At 66.3% G+C, this 18,596-nt stretch carries 14 protein-coding genes and 1 tRNA gene (1 of these 15 running past the window's edge); 10 read left to right on the top strand and 5 right to left on the bottom strand.

Annotation, left to right across the window (positions count from 1 at the left end; all coding sequences use genetic code 11):
- The first annotated feature begins 66 nt into the window (after nucleotides 1-66).
- Nucleotides 67-1,863, top strand: coding sequence for an aminopeptidase P family protein (locus ASG11_RS00965; protein WP_055774073.1), 1,797 nt, complete (start codon nucleotides 67-69; stop codon nucleotides 1,861-1,863).
- Here ASG11_RS00965 and ASG11_RS18920 read toward each other — a convergent pair.
- The gene (locus ASG11_RS18920; protein ID WP_168371675.1) at nucleotides 1,853-1,990 is read right to left on the bottom strand and encodes a hypothetical protein; all 138 of its coding nucleotides are present in this window, start codon (nucleotides 1,988-1,990) and stop codon (nucleotides 1,853-1,855) included. The genes ASG11_RS00965 and ASG11_RS18920 overlap by 11 nt on opposite strands.
- Before the next feature lie 67 nt (nucleotides 1,991-2,057).
- On the opposite strand from ASG11_RS18920, the gene ASG11_RS00960 reads away from it, so the two are divergent.
- The 6 genes from ASG11_RS00960 to ASG11_RS00930 all read left to right on the top strand — a co-directional run bounded on the left by ASG11_RS00960 (nucleotide 2,058) and on the right by ASG11_RS00930 (nucleotide 9,856).
- Nucleotides 2,058-2,132 (top strand) — tRNA-Thr (locus tag ASG11_RS00960).
- A gap of 349 nt (nucleotides 2,133-2,481) precedes the next feature.
- Nucleotides 2,482-2,976: a MarR family winged helix-turn-helix transcriptional regulator gene (locus ASG11_RS00950; protein ID WP_055774069.1), complete on the top strand. Its 495-nt coding sequence runs from the start codon at nucleotides 2,482-2,484 to the stop codon at nucleotides 2,974-2,976.
- Entirely contained in the window at nucleotides 2,973-5,261 is a 2,289-nt protein-coding gene (locus ASG11_RS00945) for a TonB-dependent receptor (protein ID WP_082472522.1), read from the top strand. Before ASG11_RS00950 ends, ASG11_RS00945 begins: the two co-directional genes overlap by 4 nt.
- Before the next feature lie 427 nt (nucleotides 5,262-5,688).
- Entirely contained in the window at nucleotides 5,689-7,803 is a 2,115-nt protein-coding gene (locus tag ASG11_RS00940; RefSeq protein ID WP_055774066.1) for a TonB-dependent siderophore receptor, read from the top strand.
- The gene (locus tag ASG11_RS00935) at nucleotides 7,803-8,345 is read left to right on the top strand and encodes a hypothetical protein (protein ID WP_055774063.1); all 543 of its coding nucleotides are present in this window, start codon (nucleotides 7,803-7,805) and stop codon (nucleotides 8,343-8,345) included. The genes ASG11_RS00940 and ASG11_RS00935 overlap by 1 nt, the downstream gene beginning before the upstream one ends.
- Nucleotides 8,342-9,856, top strand: coding sequence for a PepSY-associated TM helix domain-containing protein (locus ASG11_RS00930; protein WP_055774062.1), 1,515 nt, complete (start codon nucleotides 8,342-8,344; stop codon nucleotides 9,854-9,856). Before ASG11_RS00935 ends, ASG11_RS00930 begins: the two co-directional genes overlap by 4 nt.
- Here the strand turns inward: ASG11_RS00930 and ASG11_RS00925 are convergent.
- Both ASG11_RS00925 and ASG11_RS00920 read right to left on the bottom strand, forming a co-directional pair.
- On the bottom strand, nucleotides 9,792-10,793 hold the full coding sequence (locus ASG11_RS00925) for a threonine aldolase family protein (protein WP_055779979.1): 1,002 nt from the start codon (nucleotides 10,791-10,793) through the stop codon (nucleotides 9,792-9,794). The two genes, ASG11_RS00930 and ASG11_RS00925, sit on opposite strands and share 65 nt — an antisense overlap.
- Nucleotides 10,794-10,845: 52 nt before the next feature.
- Complete coding sequence (locus ASG11_RS00920; protein ID WP_055774060.1) at nucleotides 10,846-11,559, bottom strand: helix-turn-helix domain-containing protein; 714 nt, start codon at nucleotides 11,557-11,559, stop codon at nucleotides 10,846-10,848.
- 428 nt (nucleotides 11,560-11,987) lie between these two features.
- Between ASG11_RS00920 and ASG11_RS00915 the strand changes: the two genes are divergently transcribed.
- Nucleotides 11,988-13,436 (top strand): SGNH/GDSL hydrolase family protein, encoded by a 1,449-nt coding sequence (locus tag ASG11_RS00915; RefSeq protein ID WP_156363600.1) that lies wholly within the window; start codon nucleotides 11,988-11,990, stop codon nucleotides 13,434-13,436.
- Between the two features lie 6 nt (nucleotides 13,437-13,442).
- On the opposite strand, the gene ASG11_RS00910 is transcribed toward ASG11_RS00915, so the two are convergent.
- Nucleotides 13,443-15,560 carry a transglycosylase domain-containing protein gene (locus ASG11_RS00910; RefSeq protein WP_082472521.1) on the bottom strand — a complete coding sequence of 706 codons (2,118 nt, stop codon included), beginning with the start codon at nucleotides 15,558-15,560 and terminating at the stop codon, nucleotides 13,443-13,445.
- A gap of 135 nt (nucleotides 15,561-15,695) precedes the next feature.
- Here ASG11_RS00910 and ASG11_RS00905 point away from each other — a divergent pair, with 135 nt between their 5' ends.
- On the top strand, nucleotides 15,696-16,700 hold the full coding sequence (locus ASG11_RS00905) for a LacI family DNA-binding transcriptional regulator (protein WP_055774056.1): 1,005 nt from the start codon (nucleotides 15,696-15,698) through the stop codon (nucleotides 16,698-16,700).
- Nucleotides 16,701-16,730: 30 nt separating this feature from the next.
- Here ASG11_RS00905 and ASG11_RS00900 read toward each other — a convergent pair whose 3' ends face one another.
- Complete coding sequence (locus tag ASG11_RS00900; RefSeq protein WP_443024422.1) at nucleotides 16,731-17,777, bottom strand: YeiH family protein; 1,047 nt, start codon at nucleotides 17,775-17,777, stop codon at nucleotides 16,731-16,733.
- Between the two features lie 204 nt (nucleotides 17,778-17,981).
- Between ASG11_RS00900 and ASG11_RS00895 the strand changes: the two genes are divergently transcribed.
- Nucleotides 17,982-18,596 carry the beginning of an MFS transporter gene (locus ASG11_RS00895; protein ID WP_055774052.1) on the top strand. It continues 639 nt past the right edge of the window, so 615 of the gene's 1,254 nt are visible here — the first part of the coding sequence; it begins with the start codon at nucleotides 17,982-17,984; the stop codon falls past the right edge of the window.

Raw genomic sequence — 18,596 nt, 5'->3', positions numbered from 1 at the left:
CCTGTTGCGCACGCGGGAAATCTGCCAGAAGTGATGCCGATCAGATCGCTACCGGGAACCGTTCCGATGTCCACCTATGCCGACCGCCTCCGTGCCCTGCGCGACCAGCTGAAGCGCGACCGCCTCGACGGCTTCGTCGTGCCGCTGACCGACGAACATATGAGCGAATATGTCGGCGCCTATGCCCAGCGCCTCGCCTGGCTCACGGGGTTCCAGGGCTCTGCCGGTGCCGCCGCCGTCCTGCCGGAGGATGCTGCGATCTTCACCGACGGGCGCTACACGCTGCAGGTGCGCCAGCAGGTCGACGGTGCGCACTGGCAATACGTGCCCGTGCCCGCCGTCAGCATCGCCGACTGGCTGGGCGAACATGCGCCGCAAGGCGGTCGTATCGGCTACGATCCGTGGCTGCATACCCGCGCCTGGGTCGAACAGGCGCGCACCGCGCTGGCGGCACGCGGAGCGGAACTGGTCGCGGTCGATACCAACCCGGTCGATGCGATCTGGCCCGATCGGCCGCAGCCGTCCGATACGAAGCTATCCGTGCAAAGCGACGACCGGGCGGGCGCGTCCTCGGCCGAAAAGCGCGCGCTGATCGCCGATTGGCTGGCCGAACAGAAAGCCGATGCGGTGGTGCTGACCGCGCTGGATTCGATCGCCTGGGCGCTGAACGTACGCGGCGGCGATGTCGCGCATACGCCGGTCGCCCTGGCCTATGCCATCGTCGATGCCGACGGCACTGCGGACCTGTTCGTCGCGCCCGACAAGATCGGCGAAGACGTGGCGCAGCATCTCGGCAACGCCGTACGTGTGCGGCCTCGCGCCGATTTCGCCGATGCGCTGTGTGTCTATGCCGGCAAGCGCATCGCCGCCGATCCCGAACGCGCGGTGGCGGCGATCTTCGATGCGTTGGAGCGGGGCGGCGCGACCGTCATCGCCGAGCGCGATCCCGTCGTGCTGGCCAAGGCGCTGAAGAACCCGGCGGAGATCGCCGGCCATCGTGCGGCCTCGGCCCGCGACGGCGCGGCGCTGGCGCGGTTCCTGCGCTGGTGCGAGATCGAACTGCCCAAGGGCGGCCAGAGCGAACTCTCCGCCGCCGCGAAACTGCAGGACTTCCGCGAGGCGACCGGCGTGCTGCTCGACACCTCGTTCGATACGATCTCAGCGACCGGTGCCAACGGGGCCAGCCCGCATTATCACGTCACCGAGGACTCGAACGCGCCGATCGAACCCGGCCAGCTCTATCTGGTCGATTCGGGCGGGCAATATGCCGATGGCACGACCGACGTGACCCGGGTCGTGCCCGTCGGCACGCCTACGCCCGAGATGCGCGACCGTTTCACCCGCGTGCTGAAAGGGCATATCGCGCTCGCCAGCGCGATCTTCCCGCCCGGCACCACCGGCGCGCAGCTCGACGCGTTCGCGCGCCGCCCGCTCTGGGAGGCTGGGCTGGACTACGCGCACGGCACCGGACACGGGATCGGCGCGTATCTTTCGGTGCATGAAGGGCCGCAGCGCATCGCGCCGCCCAATTATCCCGGTGGCGGACCTGCCGAGCCGCTCCGCGCCGGCATGATGATCTCGAACGAGCCGGGCTATTACAAAGCCGGCGAATACGGCATCCGCATCGAGAATCTCGTGCTGGTCGAGCCGCGCGCCTTTCCTCACGGCGATGCGGACATGCTCGGATTCGAGACGCTCACGTTCTGCCCGATCGAGCGCGGCCTGATCGTCGCGGACATGCTGACACAGGAGGAGCGCGCCTGGCTCGATGCCTATCATGCACAGGTGGTGGCGGTGCTCGGGCCCCAGATGGACGCGGGCGACCTTGCCTGGTTGCAGGGGAAATGCGCCCCTATCGCTTGACCGGATCGTCCTCCGGCGGCTGACTGGGCGGGGGCGCGTCGGCGCCGCGCGCCTGCGCCTTGCGCCGCCTGAGGTTCTCGCGCAGCGCCGCCGCCAGCCGCTCCGCTTTGTCGTTCTGCTGATTCATTGCCGTCTTCGCCTTGACATTCACGCCGCCCTCGTCTCTTAGGCCGCTTCCGCCGCAAAGTGGAAATGCTGCCGTAGCTCAGTGGTAGAGCGCATCCTTGGTAAGGCTGAGGTCGTGAGTTCAATCCTCACCGGCAGCACCATTTTTCCGTTTCATCACGGAAGACTGGCTAATTAGCAGCCCGAGTTCGGGCGGCTCATAGATACTTAGAAAATCCTGTCGGCAAGCCTTCCTGTCCAGCCCGGATAGGTCGTTATGTCCGAGAGCGTCGCCACGCCGGCGCGAACCCGTGGCTGTTGGTCGACTGACTCCCCGCGACCTAGAGACTCTTGATCCGACCTAGGCATCTGCCGAGAGGCGTCATCAAGCCTCCACCTCTTCATCATCACACTCGGCCCAGTACCCGGCAAAATTGCTGCTTGCCATAACTATACGTCAGACATACAATATCTCGACAGCGAAAACGCTGACGATAAATCGGGGGAGACAGCATGCCGCACGAGGATGCCGAGATCGGCGAGGTCGCGCGGCATATCGGCTATCAGCTGCGCCGCGCAGATATGCTGTCGATGGAAGCCCTCCACGAAGAGATGGCCAAGCTCGGCGTCCGTCCGGGGCGCGCCACCGCGCTGATCTTCATCGATCTTCATCCCGGCTGCGATCAGACCGAACTCGGCCAAGTGCTGGGGATCAACCGCGCCAGCACCATGGTGACCGTCAACGGTCTCGTCGCGCTGGGCGCGGTCGAGCGTCGGCCCGGTCGCGACCGGCGCAGCAACGCCCTGCACCTGACCGATGCCGGTCGTCGCCTGCGCGCCGAGATCTCCCAGTTGATCGCCGACCATGAGGCCGAGTTCTTCAATCCACTGACGCCGGACGAACGGGCGGAATTGTTCCGCCTGCTGACCAAGGTCCGCGCGGCGCATGGTGCGATCGCGCCGCGCGTCCCACCAAAAACACAAGCGATTCTCAGGAGGGTGAAATGAGGGGTCTATTGTTCAGCGGCGCAGCCGCGATTGCCATGGTCTTCGGCGGCGCGGCGCACGCGCAGGACGCGCCGCCGCCCGCAGCGGAGGACGCCGCCGCGACGGAGGGCAACGAGATTCTGGTCACGGCGCGCCGCACATCGGAACGTCTGCAGGACGTGCCCGTCGCCGTTACCGCCTTCGGTGGCGCGGCGCTGGCGGATCGCAACGTCGCCACGCTCGACGAGATCGCCAAATACACCCCGAACATCCGCTTCGACGGTGCCGCGGCGCTGTCGGGCGGCAATTACAACGCCACCGTGTTCGTGCGCGGCGTGGGGCAGAACGACTTCGCGATCTTCAGCGATCCCGGCGTCGGCTTCTATGTCGACGACGTCTATTATGCCCGGTCGATCGGTGGCGTGATGGACGCGGTCGATATCGACAATGTCCAGGTGCTGCGCGGGCCGCAAGGCACGTTGTTCGGCAAGAACACGATTGGCGGCGCGGTGCTGATCAACACCGCCACGCCGAACTTGAACGACTTTTCGGGCCGGCTCGAGGGCACCTATGGCCGTTTCGACCGGATCGACGTGAAGGGCGCGGTCAATATCCCGATCGCGCCGGGGCTTGCGGGGCTGCGCATCTCCGCGGCGAGCCTCAACCGCGACGGGTATGTCAAGCGGCTGCTGGACGGCGACACGCAGGGCGACCGATCGGCGCAGATGGTCCGCGCCAAGCTGCGCATCCAGCCCGAAGGCAGCGGGCTGACGATCGATATCGGTGGCGATTACACGCGGGCGCGCGAAACCTCGGCCCCGTCCGATCTGCTGGCGGTGGGCAACGCGCCCGGTATCACCGGCACGCCGTTCCTGACCAATTACAACCGCTTCGTCGCGCCGACGCGCGGGATCATCGCGCCCAATGGTCAGCCGACGCTGAACCCGAGCTTCATCACCGCCAGCCCGTTCGAGACCTGGGCCGGCGGGCCGAACGACAACGACCTCGACCTGTGGGGCGCGCAGGGGACGGTGAGCTACGAGATCGGTGGCGCCACGCTGAAATCGATCACTGCCTATCGCCACATGAAGGCCTATTTCACGCGCGACGGTGACAATTCGCCGTTCGTGTTCCGCCAGACCACCAACCGCGACAAGCAGTGGCAGTTCAGCCAGGAGCTTCAGCTGACCGGCAGCGCCTTCGGCGACCGGATGAAGTATGTGCTGGGCGGTTTCTACTTCAAGGAAAAGGCGTCGGACATCGCGACGGCCGATCTCGCGATCGGACTGTCGCCGCCGCTCGCCACCGCCGGGCCGTTCACGCCGGCGGTGTTCATTCGCAACTATACCGACAATCGCAGCCTGGCCGCATATGGCCAGCTCGATTTCGAGATCGTGCCGCGGCTCAGCGTCACGTTGGGCGCGCGCTATACCAGCGATCGCAAGATCTTCACGTCGATCAACGTGCGGCAGCGCGATCTCGTCGAGTTCGTCAACGTGACGAAATCGGCGACGTTCGAGAAGTTCACGCCCCGCCTGGGCGTGAACTTCAAGGCCTCCCGCGATCTGCTGATCTACGCATCCTATTCGGAGGGGTTCAAGCAGGGCGGGTTCAACGGTCGCCCGCTGGATAATGCCGGGGAGGTGACGCAATATGCGCCGGAGACGCTCAAGACCTACGAGGCGGGCATCAAGGCGCAATGGCTGGACGGCACGCTGACCACCAACGTCGCGGCGTTCCATTCGAAGTACAAGGACATCCAGCTGACGGTGAACCAGACACCGACGAATTTCGTGGCGAATGCCGCCGCGGGCACCATCAACGGCTTCGAGTTCGAAACGGTGATGCGTCCGGCGCGTTGGTTCACGTTCAATGCCGGCGTGGGATATCTCGACGCCAAATATACCAGTGTCGGGCAGGGCTTGGGGCCGACGCAGATCTTGCCGATCACGCTTGCCAGCCACTTCGTGAAGGCCCCCGAATGGACGGTCAATACGGGTGCCGAGATCCGCAAGGATCTGGCCGACGGCAGCGATCTGACGTTCCGGCTGGATTATACGATGTACAGCCGCATCTATCATGATGTCGCCAATTCGCCGATCATCACCGATGATGGCTACGGCCTGCTCAATGCGCGACTGGCCTATACGCTGCCGGGGCGGGATATCACGCTGGCGGTGTTCGGAACGAACCTGACCGACACGCTGTATCTGGTGTCGGGCAACGTATCGAGTGCGTTCGGTCTGGCCGAGGCGAGCTACGGGCGGCCGCGCGAATGGGGGATTTCCGCCGCCTTCAAGTTCTGAGCGGACCGACTATCCTCGTCGGGTAAAGCCGTTCGCCGGAATCCGGTCGCTTAGCAGACCGTTACCGCGGACCGCGATGCGCACCGATCGCCTTTCACGCGATCGGTGCCTTCGGGCCATCCCGAAGTGCCGGTCGCGCTGGATTCGCTGATCGTGCTCGATCGATGCTCGATTCCCGCGCTCGTGTCCCACATCCCGGGTCGTTATGCGTCCCCGGTCGGCCAAAGAGCCGTGATGGGATGTCACGTCCCAACGATCGCCATTTACCCGCCAGACCGATGATCGAGCCGGATCACGCAATTCCAGACATTTAGCCGCTGCGGCTTTAACCACTCGTCGGGCACGGTGATGAAGCTAATGATAATGATTTGCGTTAGTGATCGGTTTTGGTATTGGGCCGGTATCACAATTATAGGATACCCGATCGATGACCGCTTTTCTCGCGTTGCTGGCCGTTGCGGCAGGCCCTGTCGGCGTCGAAGATACCGACCCGCAACGTGACGAAAATATCGTCGTGGTGGCGCAGCGGACCGAGGGCAGCGAAGATTACGGCATCAAATCGCAAAGCACCGCGACCCGCTTGCCGCTCAGCCTGCGCGAGACGCCGCAATCGGTCAGCGTCGTCACCCGGGCGCAGATCGACGATTTTCAGCTCAACGACGTCAATGCGCTGCTCGCCACGGTGCCGGGCGTGAACGTGCAGGCGCAGGAAACCGATCGCTTCTATTTCTCGGCGCGCGGGTTCGACATCCAGACGTTCCAGATCGACGGCATCGGTCTGCCGTTCGCGTTCGGAGTCCAGACCGGGTCGATCGACACCGCGACCTACGACCATATCGAGGTCGTACGCGGCGCCCCCGGGCTGCTGTCGTCGACCGGCAATCCGTCCGCCGTGGTCAATTTCGTGCGCAAGCGGCCGACCAAGACGTTCGCGGCATCGGCCAGCGCGCAATACGGCTCGTTCGACAATATCCGTCTCGAGGGCGACGTCAGCGTGCCGCTGACCAGGGACGGCAGCGTGCGCGCCCGCGCGGTCGGCGCGTTGCTCGATACCGACAGTTATCTGGATCGCAACCATGTGCGCCGCTGGACAGGATACGGCATCGTCGAGGCGGATCTTGGCCCGAACACGGTCGTCAGCGCGGGCTATGGCCACCAGGATCACAAATCGTCCGGCGCGATGTGGGGGGCGTTGCCGCTTTATTATACCGACGGCACGCGGATCGACTTGGCGCGATCCGCCAATACGGGTCCGGAATGGGCGGGCTGGAACGTGATCGATCGGCAGATATTCGGCGATATCACGCACACCTTCGGCAATGGCTGGGTCGCCAAGATCAGCGCGCTGCGTCGCGCGGTGAGCGAGCAGGACAAACTGTTCTACGTCTACGGCAATCCCGATCGCACGACCGGCAACGGCGTGTTCAGCTATCCCGGGGCGTTCGATGCCGAGGGTCGCAACCTGACGCTCGACGCCTACGTGTCGGGCAAGGCGTCACTGTTCGGACGCGAGCATGATGTAATGATCGGCGTCAATCGCGGTGCGCAGAAATACACCCAGGGTTCGGCCTATGACTATTCGCAGGTCGGCATCGGGTTGCCGCTGTCGTCCACCTTGTTCGACGGTACGTTCCCCGAACCCGTCTTCCCCGCCTTCACGCCGAGCCTCGATACGCACACGCGCCGGGAAACGGCATACGGGCTCGTCCGCCTAAACCTTGCCGATCCGCTGAAAGTGATGATCGGCGGCAACTACACCCGCGCGCTGAGTGTAGGCACATCCTATGGCACTCCGACCGATTATGATCGGAAGCGGTTTCTGCCCTTTGTCGGCGCGACCTACGATCTGACGTCCAACATCAGCGCCTATGCGAGCTTCGCGACGATCTTCAATCCGCAATCGGAGTTCGACATCAACAATCGCCTGCTCGCTCCAATCGAGGGCGACAATCTCGAAGCGGGCGTCAAGGGGGAATGGTTCGGCGGCCGCCTGAACGCGAGCGCCGCGATCTTCCAGGCACGACAGAAGAACACTGCGGAAGCGGCCGGTTTCGATTCCGTACTCGGCCGGACCATCTATCGCGGCGTGGACGCGACATCGCAGGGCATCGAAGTGGAGATGAGCGGACAGCTTGCTCCCGGCCTTCAGGCAACCGGCGGATACACCATCATGCGCATCCGTGGCGAGGACGGCCAGCCGGCGCGTACCTTCGTGCCGCGCAACACCGCGCGCCTGAACGTCAGTTATGCCCCGCCATCGTTCGCCGCGCTGAAAGTGGGTGCGTCGCTCCAGTATCAGAGCCGCATGTATCTCGAGCCGACCGGGGTGGTGTCGTCCACGACCGGCCAGCAGGTGCGCATCACGCAGGACGCTTATGCCGCGCTAGACCTGTTCGGCCGCTACGCGATCACCGACCATCTTTCGGTCGGCGCGAATCTGAAGAACGTAACCAACGCCAAATATCTCGGCGCGCTGAACTACGACCAGGGTTATTATAGCGCGCCTCGTTCGATCCTCGGCACGGTGACCGTGCGATACTGATGGTGGGGCTTCTCCTCGCCATCGTTGCCGCGGCGATGATGCTGATCCGGATCGGCTGGGCCGGCCGGCGCGCAATCGCCGCTACCGGCTGGGGTCTGGCGGCCATCGGTCTCGCTCTTCTCACGGCGCGCGATGGTGCCTGGGGCCTTGCGGTCGGCATGGTCGCGGGCATCGCGGTGGCGTTGACCATGGTGCTGTACGCCGGATGGCGATCGCCTGCGAAGGCGCGCCGTGCGCCGCGGGAGGCACCGTCGATCGCGATTCCCCGGCGCTGGTCCGACATCGCCCGCCGCATGGCGGTCTTCGCACTCGTCGTGCCGGTCGGGTTCGTCGCCGCGCAATGGCTCGCGTTCGGCGCGCAGGCGCTGGCGCGGCGGGGCGGGATGGGTGATGCCGACGCGACCGTGTTGACCGTCTTCCTGCAACCGATCCTGTGGACGATCGTCATGGCGATCCAGATGACCCGTGCCAATGCCGCGAGGATGGCCGTCCCGCCGATTGCCGCCGCGCTGCTCGGCACGATCCTGTGGAGCGTATCATGACCACGAAGTCTCGCCCGCTCGCCACTTTGGTGCAGCGCGCGCTCGGCGGGCATGCCGCGATCGGCCTGCTCGCCAGCGCCCTGCTGTACATCATCGCCCTGACCGGCACGCTGATCGTGATCCACGATCGCTGGCAACGCTGGGAGCAGCCGGCCATCGCCGAGACCGAGACCTTGTCGCCTGAAGGGGCGCAGGCGGCGATGGGTACCGTCCTAGCGTCGGAGCGAGGCAAGACCAGAACCACGCACCTCTACATCCGCATGCCGACCGGCGACCTGCCCCGTGCGGTCGTGACGACCGATCATGGCGGCCAATATGTCGATGGGGCGGGGCGCATCGTCGGGCGCGAGGCACACGCCTGGACCGAATTCGTCATCGGCCTGCACGAATATCTGCATTTGCCCAGCACGCTGGGGCTGATCGTCGTGGGCGCGTTGGGCGTCGCGTTGAGCGCACTGGTGGTCACCGGCGTCCTGGCGCATCCCCGTATCCTGCGCGACGCCTTCCGGTTGCGCACCCGCCACGATGCGCAGATCGCCCGTGCCGATTGGCACAACCGGCTCGGCGTGTGGACCCTGCCGTTCGTATTGGCCGTCGCCTTGACCGGGGCGTTCATCGGGCTGGGCAGCGTCGGATTCAGCGTACTGGCCAAGGCCTATACCGGCGGCGACGCGGCGAAGATCTACGCCCCGATCTTCGGGCACGAACCCAAGCCGGATCCGTCTGGCGCGCCGTCGCCGGACATTGCGGCGGCGTTGCGCACGCTGGCGACGCGCGTACCCTATGCCGTGCCCACCTACGTGATCGTCCACGATCCCGGCACGCGTGGCCAGCACGTGCAGATCATCGCCGAACATCCCCGCCGCCTGATCTATGGCGAGACCTATGCGTTCGACGCACGCGGGCAGTGGCGCGGTGCGACCGGCCTGTCCGACGGTGCGCTGGGGCAGCAGGCCGCCGCCTCCGCCTACAACCTCCACTTCGGCAATTATGGCGGGCTCGCGATCGAGCTGGCCTATATGCTGCTCGGGCTCGGCTTGTGCGTCGTCACCGCGACGGGCACCACCTTATGGCTACAGAAGCGCCGTCGTCGCGGTCTGGGCGGCGATCGCCTCGCCGCGTGCTGGGAAGTGGTGATCTGGGGCACGCCGCTGCTGTTGGTCGCCTCGATCTGGCTGCGGGCCATCGTCGGGCCGGACGCTCCGCTGGTCTGGAGTTTCTGGGGCCTGCTCGTTGCCGGGCTGGCGATTGCCGCCGTGCATCCGTCCTGGCCCGCACGCCATCGACTCCAGCAGGCCGCCTTGCTGTCGGTCTTGGCGACGGCGGTGCTGCACTTGGCGATCTTCTGGCTGCCGGCCTGGCCGATCGTCGCGATCGATCTCTGTGCGCTGGCGCTTGCTTCGGCCGGACTTGTCATCCGGGGACGGGCCGCGCCGGTGTCCGATGCTAGAGTGCGGCGATCGCCTCCGCCAGGGGGCGGATCGCATCCGCTTGCTGGTCCCAGGACGTGACGAGCCGAGCTTCGCCGTCGGCCCAGTCGTAGAAATCGAACCCCCTGGCGCGCAGCGCGGCGGCTTCGGCGGCGGTGACGCGCAGGAACACCTCGTTGGCCTGGACCGGGTGGAGCAGGCGGTCGCCGGCGGCCTCGGCGAGCAACGCCGCGCCGGCATTGGCGGCGCGGGCGGTGTCGAGCCACAGATCGCCGTCCAGCATCGCGAGCAACTGCGCCGCGAGATAGCGGCCCTTGGACAGCAGCAGGCCGGCGCGCTTGCGGCGCATCGGCGTGGCGTCGGCCAGATCGCGCTTGAAGAAGATCAAGGCCTCCGCGCTCATCCCGCCATTCTTGACGAAGCCGAAGCTCAGCACGTCCACGCCCGCGCGCCAAGTAATGTCGGCGGGCGAGCAGCCCAGATACGCGACCGCATTGGCGAACCGCGCACCGTCCATGTGTAGCCCCAGGCTGCGGTCCTTCGCCAATGCGCCGATCGCGGCGACCTCGGCGGGGGCGTAGACGCAGCCATATTCGGTCGCGTTGGTGATCGAGATGGCATGCGGCTGGACGCGGTGCACGTCGTTGGCGATGGCGTCGATCACCTTGCGGATGCTGTCCGGCGTCAGCTTCGCACCGTCGCCCTCGCCGAGCATCAGCTTGGCGCCATGGGTGTAGAATTCCGGCGCGCCGCATTCGTCGTTCTGGATATGCGCGTCGCGGTGGCAGACCACGCCGCCATAAGGCGGGCAGAGCGCGGCGAGCGCGAGGCAATTGGCCGCGGTGCCCGATGGCACCCACAGCGCGCGGACCTCGGTTTCGAACAGGTCCGAGAAGCGGCCGTCGAGCTGCTTGCTCCACCCGTCGCCATCATAAGCGGTGTCGAGCGTGTTGGCGGAGGAAAGGGCGTCCAGCACGGCGGGATGCACGGGGGCGGCATTGTCTGAGAAGAAGCGCATGGAAAATTGCATGCGGGGTAGGGCGGGGTGCGTCAACCGGATGTAACGGCTTCTACAATTTCGCCAGCATCCGTGCCCTGATTCTCGCGATCGCGAACGTCTCTCCCCCGCTCAGGTCGGCGGCAGTGACGAAGCTGGTATCGGGCGGGTCACGGTCCCCGGCGATGCCGCGGTTGCTGTAGCGCGCGACGAACGGCCCGGCCGATCCGCGAAAGATGCACACCCATTTCTCGGCCGGGCCGGCGGCATCGATATCCGCACAGAGGATCGCATCGCCCTCCTCCAGCCCGAGCGCTTCGTAATCGGACGGCAGTTCGGTGATCCACAGCCCCGTGGCGGTGCCGAGCCGACGGGCGAGCCAATCCTTGCGGTACGGCACCATCTCGATCGGTTCGCCCTTGCCGGTGTCGGTCAGAGCCGCGAGGCGGTAGCGTGGAATGGAAACGAAGTCCGCATCCGCCACGTCGGCCAGAACCGATTCGCCGCCGGAATCCCCCTGGATCAGCCAGCGCGGGGACACGCGAAGCGCATCCGACAGGCGGAACAGATCATCACCCTTCGGCATGCTGTCGCCGGACTTGTAGCGCGCGAAGGTGCTGGTCGGGATGTCCGCCGCGCGCGCGAAATAGGCGTCGCTGAGATCGAGCCGCTCCAGGGTCGCGCGCAGGCGGTGCGCGAACGCCGCCTTTTCCGGATGGGATTGACTGTCCCGATTATGGGATATATGGTCCCGTTTATCGGATTTTATTGCCAGATTGCGGGGCATAGGTGACCTTTGCGTGCCTTGTTCTCGGTAGGAACCCGATCTTGGCTTGGACCAGCGCGCCCCGGGTCGAAATTCCTGTCCCTAAAACGGGATGATAGCAGCGCGAGTAGCGGCGTACATCGACTAAATGACGATCGAACGTGGCAATGCCGCGTCGCCCGCAGTCCATATGCCGGGGACGTTTGGCCGTGCCTGTTCCCGTCTCCAGCAAAAGGAACCTCTCATCATGGCGAAAGCATTTTCCGATCGCGGCTCTGCCGCCGCCGTGCCCGGAGCGTCGCAGTGACGCTGGGGCTGGGACTCTCGATTCCGCAGGTCGCGGCAAGGCGCGTGTCGACCGGGGGCGCACCCGTGCCGGCGGCACCGTTCTTCGGATCGAACACGCAACATTGGGGCGATAGCGCGCCCGCATTTGGAAGGGTTTCGTGATGGCAATGCAATTCATCGATACGACCGCCGGGGCCGGCGATTCCGCCAAGGCCGGCGGCGACAAGATCAACGCCAGCCTGCAGGCGCTCGCGCGGCGAACGGGACGCCATGCGCCGGTGCATTGCCTGTTCGACGGCGACAGCAAATACGCCGAGATCAAGACGGGCCTGCAATGGATGGCCGCGTTCGAGGGGCTGGATCTGCGCTTCGACGGCGGCGAATTGGGCATCGGTGGCAGCACCTCTGGGACGGGGGCGGGCAATCTGCTCAGCCCAGCACGCCTGGCGACGGCGCGCACCGTGCTGGACGCGCATTCGGCGGCGGGCCGCACGATCGATTATTATCTGACGATCGGCACGAACGATACGAGCGCCAACCTGCCACCCGCGACGGTGCTGGCGAATATCCGCAAGTTTCACGAGCAGGTTCTCCGACCGCAGGGCTGCTTCAGATATCTCGTGCTGGTGTCGGTCGATCCGCGGTCCCCGGGCTCGGCGACCGGTGCGTCCTACATCCATACGATCAACCGGCTGTACGACGAATATGCGCTGGCCAATCCGTTGGACGTGCTGTTCGTGGACACGACGGGCATGTTGATCGATCCGGCGCTGGCGAATGCGAATGGCTATCCGATCCCGTTCGGCGCGACGGCGGCACCCATGCCGGCCGGCGCGGTGACCGACGACGGCCTGCATTGTTCGAATTACGGAAAGTATCTCAAGCGCTTCGCGGTCGCCCCGCTGCGCGATCTGTATCGCAGGAAGCCGGCGCGAAGCCTGTCGCGCGCACTGGCGGCGGCCGGACCGAACGGCTCGGGTGCGAATATGGTGCCGGGCGGCCGGACGGTGGAGATCGGTGGGACCATCAGCCTGACGAACAACGGAACGGGTGCGATGACGGGTACGCCGCCGGCCGGCTTCACGCTGTCGGGCACGATCGACGGTACGTTGGGCGTCGGCTTCGCGGCGTCGACGGTGACGGTCGCGACGGACGGGGGGCTGATCCCACGCGGGACCTGGCCGTGCGTACGGGCCAGCTTCAGCGGAACGAGCGGCGCGAATACCACCGGCATCGCGATCAGCATCGTCGCAAATCCGGATCGCACGATCGAGATCGGTGATCTCGTGACATCGGGCGCGCTCGTCAATTTCAACGCGTTGACCGGCATTCTCGGGATCGCGGTGACGGCCAACAATCCCGGCGCGGTCAGCGGCGTGACGATCGGGGCGACCGGGGTGAACGGCTCGCCGCTGGCGCAGGCGATCGTCCAGGCGATCGACGGCCCGATGTTGCTGGAAGGCGATGATGTTCCAGCATCGTCGGCGCAGAACGCCTTTTTCCAGACGCTGAACCTGTACCTCCCGCCGAACACCGCGATCTCGGGCAGTGTGGATCTGCTGGCGATCTTTGCCGAGCGGATCGGGCCGCTTCCGGCCGCGACGCCGTAACCGGGCCTATTGTTCCTCGTCCGGGAACGGCTCATCGCGAGGCGCACGATCGTCGCGGCGCGGGGGCGGGCCCCGGTCGCGGTCGTTCGAGCGGTTGATCTCGATGCTGCCGTCGGGGCCGACATGCAGGTTGAGGCCGAGGCCCTCGATATCGCCTTCGGGCACTTCCAGACCGTCGATTCCGAACAGGTTGCCGCCCTCGCTGTCGTCCATCACCGGATCGGCTTCGGGGGCGACCGCCGGGCCGACGCGAAGCGCGCGCATCATGAAATCCCGCCATACGCGCGCCGGGATGCCGCCGCCGGACAAACCGGCGTTCGGCGTATTGTCGTCATTGCCGACCCATACGCCGACGACCAGGTCGTTGGCGAACCCGACGAACAGGGCATCGCGGCTGTCCTGCGTGGTGCCGGTCTTGCCATAGGTCTTGACCGACAAGGCCGCCTGCCGTCCGGTACCGGTCTCGGCCGAGGCGGAGAGCAGGTCGAGCATATGGTCGCGCACGTCGCCGGTCAGCGGATGCGAGCGATCGGTGAGCGTCTGATACCAGCTGCGATCTCCCGCCGCCTCGATTCCGCGCGCGCGCACCGGATAGCTCTGCGCGGCGACCGCGGCATAGGCCGAGGTCAGTTCGAGCAATGATACGGTCGAGGTGCCCAGCGCGATCGTCGCCTCGCTGGCGATCGGCGTGGTGATGCCGAGATCGCGCGCGGCGCGGATGACGTTCTTCACGCCGACCTGCTGGATCAGCCGCGCGGCCGCGACGTTGCTCGATTTGGCGAACGCGCGCCGCAGCGTGATCTTGCCCTCGTAGCGGCCGTCGCTGTTCTTCGGGCTCCAGTCGGCGATCGTCACCGGCTCGTCCTCGATCATCGAATCCGGCGTCAGCCCTTCGCGCATCGCGGCGAGATAGACGAACAGCTTGAATGCCGATCCGGGCTGGCGGCGCGCCTGGGTGGCGCGGTTGAACGGGCTGTCGGCGTAATTCTTGCCGCCGACCATCGCGACGACGCGGCCATCCGGGCGCATCGCGACGATCGCGACCTGCGCCTGGCGCAGGCCGGCGCTGCGCACCGCGCGCTCGGCGGCGGTCTGCAACCGGCGGTCGAGCGTCGTCTTCACGGTCGTCTCGCGCGCGATCTCGCCGGCACGATCGCGCGCTTCGGGAAGCACCCAGTCGGCGAAATAGGTGCCGTCGGGCAGCGGCTTGATGCTGTTGGTCGATAGCCGCGCCGGGCGCACCCGTTCCGCCTCGTCCTTGCTGATGAACCCGGCATCGGCCATCGCCGCGACGACCAGCTTCTGCCGGTCGCGCGCGCCTTGCAGGTTGACGGTGGGGGCGAGCTTGGACGGTGCCTTGACGAGACCGGCGAGCATCGCCGACTGGGCGATCGACAGATCGTCCGGCGCGCGGTTGAAATAATGCTTCGCCGCCGCAGTCAGGCCGTAGACGTTGTCGCCGAAATAGACGTTCGACAGATAGCGCGACAGGATCTCGTCCTTCGACAGCCACGCCTCCAGCCAGAAGGCGATCATCACTTCGCGGATCTTGCGCGCGGCGGTGCGGTCCGAATCGAGGAACGCGTTCTTGGCGAGCTGCTGCGTGATCGTGCTGCCGCCCTGGCTGCGTCCGCTCGACGTGACGTTGTGCCAGAAGGCGCGGGCGATGCCGCGCGGATCGACGCCCCAATGCGATTTGAAGCGTCGGTCCTCGATCGCGAGGAAGGCGTTGGTGACGTTGGCGGGCAGCTTCGCCGCGTCGACCGGTTGCCCGATGATCGCGCCGCGCCGCGCGATCGGGCTATTGTCATCGGCCAGCAACGTAATGCTCGGTGGGGTCAGCGGTTCGAGCGATTTGGAGAGGGGCGCGGTGAAGGCGAGCCAAATCACCGCCAGCACGAACAATACGATTCCCGCCCCGGCGATCCGCATCGGCCAGCGCCAGCGCGATCCCCGATACGGCGCTGGACGATCGAACGGATCGCGTGGGCCCTGGTCGGGCGGCGGAAGGTCGCTCGGCGGCATGGGCACGGCCGATTCGGAGCCGCGCGGCGGCCAAGCCGTGGACTGGCTCGACGATTGGGCCGGTGGCGCGGTCGCAGGATCGAAAGGGTAAGGACGCATCGTGTTTCCGGATCAGCCAGCCGGCCGTGCGGCGGAGAGCTGTATTATCAGCATAGTACAGTCCTTGCAAGCCGCTGGACGCGTGCGACGGGCTGGGGCACATCGCGGGACGGGGCGAACTTCCGGAGCAATTTCGTGCGCGTGACCATCAAGGACGTATCCCGCGAAGCGGGGGTCTCGATCAAGACGGTATCGCGCGTGCTCAACAAGGAACGCTATGTCGGCGAGGATACGCGCGAACGGGTGCAGGCCGCCGTCGCCCTGCTCAATTTCCGCCCCAGCACGGCGGCGCGCTCGCTGGCCGGCAAGCGCAGTTTCCAGATCGCGTTGATCTGCGACAATCCCAGCCCGTATTACGTGTACGAGATGCAGTCGGGCATCCGCGACCGCTGCGTGGCGGACGGGGTGCGGATGATCGCGCAACCCTATGATCGCGATTCGGCGACCTTGATCGACGATGTCGAGAGCTTGGTCGATGCGACCAGCGTCGACGGCCTGATCCTGACCCCGCCGGTGACCGATTATCCGGCGGTGCTGGATCTGCTGGCGCGGCGCGGCGTGCGCTTCGTCCGCGTGTCGCCGGGCGGGGATCCGGGGCTGACCTCGTCGAGCTTCATCGACAATCTGCGCGCGGCGAAAGTGATGACTGAACATCTGATCGGGCTCGGCCACCGTCGCATCGGCTTCGTGAAGGGGCATCCCGATTACGCGACCAGCGCGCATCGCCTGAATGGCTACCTCGCTGCGCTGGCGGACGCGGGGATCGCGCAGGATGCCGCCCTGATCCGGGGCGGCAGCTTCGATTTCGCCTCGGGGTCGCGCGCGGCGGAGGCCCTGCTCGATCTGTCACAGCCGCCGAGTGCGATCTTCGCGTCGAGCGACGACATGGCCGCCGGCGTGCTGGCGGCGGCGCACAAGCGCGGCGTGCGCGTGCCCAAGCAACTGTCGGTCGCCGGGTTCGACGATACCGCGCTCGCCGCGGTGGTGTGGCCACCGCTCACCACGATCCGCCAGCCGACTCGCAAGATGGGCTATCAGGCGGCGGACCTGCTGTTGATGGGCGACGATGCCCCGGTCGAGCAGCGCGAAGTGCCGTTCGAACTGGTGGTGCGCGATTCGACCGGGCCCGCGCTGACCTGAGCCCCTCCCTGAAGCGGGAGTTGGGTCGAGCTAGCCGATCAGCAGCATCGCCGCGCCCAGCGACAGCGCGAACGCCACCAATGTCGCCGCCAGGATCACGAACAACGGTTTCGGCCCGGCCTCCAGCAATTGCGACAGAGGCGATCGGATCGCCGTCGCGGTCACCGCCGCCGCCAGCAGGCCGGCGGCGATCTGCTCCGCGCTCTTGGCGAGCACCACCGGGATCACGCCGAACGAATTGACCCCGGCCAATACGAAGAAGCCCACGACGAACCAGGGAATGCCCGGCCCTTTGGCGCGCGACGCATCGCCGCGCAGGAACAGCGCCACGATCGCCAGCACCGGCGCGAGCAACGCGACCCGGGTCAGCTTGACGATCGCCGCGATGCCGCCGGCCGTGTCGGAATAGGAATAGCCCGCGCCCAGCGCCTGCGCGACATCGTGGATCGCCGCGCCGAGCAGGAAGCCGGCGCGCAGGTCGCTCATGTGCAAGGCGTGCGCGACGATCGGGTACAGCACCATCGCGCTGGCCGAGAGCGCGGAAATCCCGACCAGCACCATCGTCAGCTGCGCCTGGCTGGCGCGCTTCTCGCCCAGGGTCGTCGCCAGCGCCATCGCCGCCGACGCGCCGCAGATCGCCACCGCCCCGCCCGCCAGCGTACCGAACGCCGTGTCGAAGCCGAACTTGCGCGCCGCGAGAATCCCCGCGCCGATCGTCAGCGCGACGATTCCCAGCACGCACAGCAACGCCACCGGCCCCAGCGCCACGATCTGCCCGAAGGTGATGCGCACGCCGACCAGCACGATGCCCCAGCGCAGCAGCGAGCGCGAGGCGAAGGCCAGGCCGGGGGTCAGCCGTGTGTCGGCGCTGAGGAAGTTGAGCGCGAGTCCGATCAGCAACGCCATCAGCGTCAGCGGCGCGCCATAATGATCCGAGATGAACGCCGCCGCCAGCGTCCCCGCCGCGACGATCACCAGACCCGGAAGATAGCCGCGCCACGTCGCCTTGGGGGATGGCTCGATATCGCCGTACAGGTCCGCGGCCATCGGCAGGGGGCGTCTTGATATAGTCGTCATTCCACTCCCCCTCTGTCACCCCGGGCTTGTTCCGGGCGCCACGGTGCCGCAAACCAGGCCGTACCGATCATGCGGTCCGGTGGACCCCGGAACAAGGCCCTGCCGAGCGAAGTCGACGTGCCCGGGGTGACGACACAACTATTATCTAGCCGAACACATACGGGTATGACAACGTTATCGGAAACGAAAGACGGGAGCGGGACGATGGCGGGTTTCTGGGCGGCGAAGGGCGGCGCGGCGCGCTGGATCATCGTGGCGATGGTGTTCGTCGCGATCATGCTCAACTATGTCGATCGCCAGATCCTCGCGTTGCTGAAACCCACGCTGGAGGCGCAGTTCGCCTGGTCCGACCAGGATTACGCGAATATGGGCACGGCGTTCCAGGTCGCGACCGCGTTCGCGTTTCTCGGTACCGGCTGGTTCCTCGATCGCGTCGGCTTGCGCATCGGCTTTGCGCTCGGCGTATTGGTCTGGAGCTTGGCCGGCATGGCACACGCCTTCGCGACCACGGTGCCGGCCTTCTTCGCCGCGCGCATCCTGTTGGGAGCCGCCGAATCGGTCGGCACCCCGGCGGCGGTCAAATCCGCAGCGACCTATTTCAACCACAAGGATCGCCAGATCGCTTTGGGCATCGGCAATACCGCGCCCAACATCGGCGCGATCATCACGCCTCTTTTCATTCCGGCAATCGCGGTGGCGTATGGGTGGCAGGCCGCGTTCCTGCTCGCCGGGGGCTTGGGCATCGTCTGGGTGATCGTGTGGTTCGCGATCCGGGTGAAGCCGGTCGCGCTCGATGCGGTCGCCCCGGCCCCGGTGCCG

The sequence above is a fragment of the Sphingomonas sp. Leaf357 genome, from assembly GCF_001423845.1.
GTDB lineage: Bacteria > Pseudomonadota > Alphaproteobacteria > Sphingomonadales > Sphingomonadaceae > Sphingomonas.
Note: the sequence above shows the minus strand (reverse complement) of the source record. Positions and strands in the feature narration are given on the sequence as shown.

Excerpts from the sequence above, each read along its gene's own strand:
- ASG11_RS00965 (WP_055774073.1), top strand. The coding sequence starts at position 67 with ATGTCCACCTATGCCGACCGCCTCCGTGCCCTGCGCGACCAGCTGAAG.
- ASG11_RS18920 (WP_168371675.1), bottom strand. The coding sequence starts at position 1,990 with ATGAATCAGCAGAACGACAAAGCGGAGCGGCTGGCGGCGGCGCTGCGC.
- ASG11_RS00950 (WP_055774069.1), top strand. The coding sequence starts at position 2,482 with ATGCCGCACGAGGATGCCGAGATCGGCGAGGTCGCGCGGCATATCGGC.
- ASG11_RS00945 (WP_082472522.1), top strand. The coding sequence starts at position 2,973 with ATGAGGGGTCTATTGTTCAGCGGCGCAGCCGCGATTGCCATGGTCTTC.
- ASG11_RS00940 (WP_055774066.1), top strand. The coding sequence starts at position 5,689 with ATGACCGCTTTTCTCGCGTTGCTGGCCGTTGCGGCAGGCCCTGTCGGC.
- ASG11_RS00935 (WP_055774063.1), top strand. The coding sequence starts at position 7,803 with ATGGTGGGGCTTCTCCTCGCCATCGTTGCCGCGGCGATGATGCTGATC.
- ASG11_RS00930 (WP_055774062.1), top strand. The coding sequence starts at position 8,342 with ATGACCACGAAGTCTCGCCCGCTCGCCACTTTGGTGCAGCGCGCGCTC.
- ASG11_RS00925 (WP_055779979.1), bottom strand. The coding sequence starts at position 10,793 with ATGCGCTTCTTCTCAGACAATGCCGCCCCCGTGCATCCCGCCGTGCTG.
- ASG11_RS00920 (WP_055774060.1), bottom strand. The coding sequence starts at position 11,559 with ATGCCCCGCAATCTGGCAATAAAATCCGATAAACGGGACCATATATCC.
- ASG11_RS00915 (WP_156363600.1), top strand. The coding sequence starts at position 11,988 with ATGGCAATGCAATTCATCGATACGACCGCCGGGGCCGGCGATTCCGCC.
- ASG11_RS00910 (WP_082472521.1), bottom strand. The coding sequence starts at position 15,560 with ATGCGTCCTTACCCTTTCGATCCTGCGACCGCGCCACCGGCCCAATCG.
- ASG11_RS00900 (WP_443024422.1), bottom strand. The coding sequence starts at position 17,777 with ATGACGACTATATCAAGACGCCCCCTGCCGATGGCCGCGGACCTGTAC.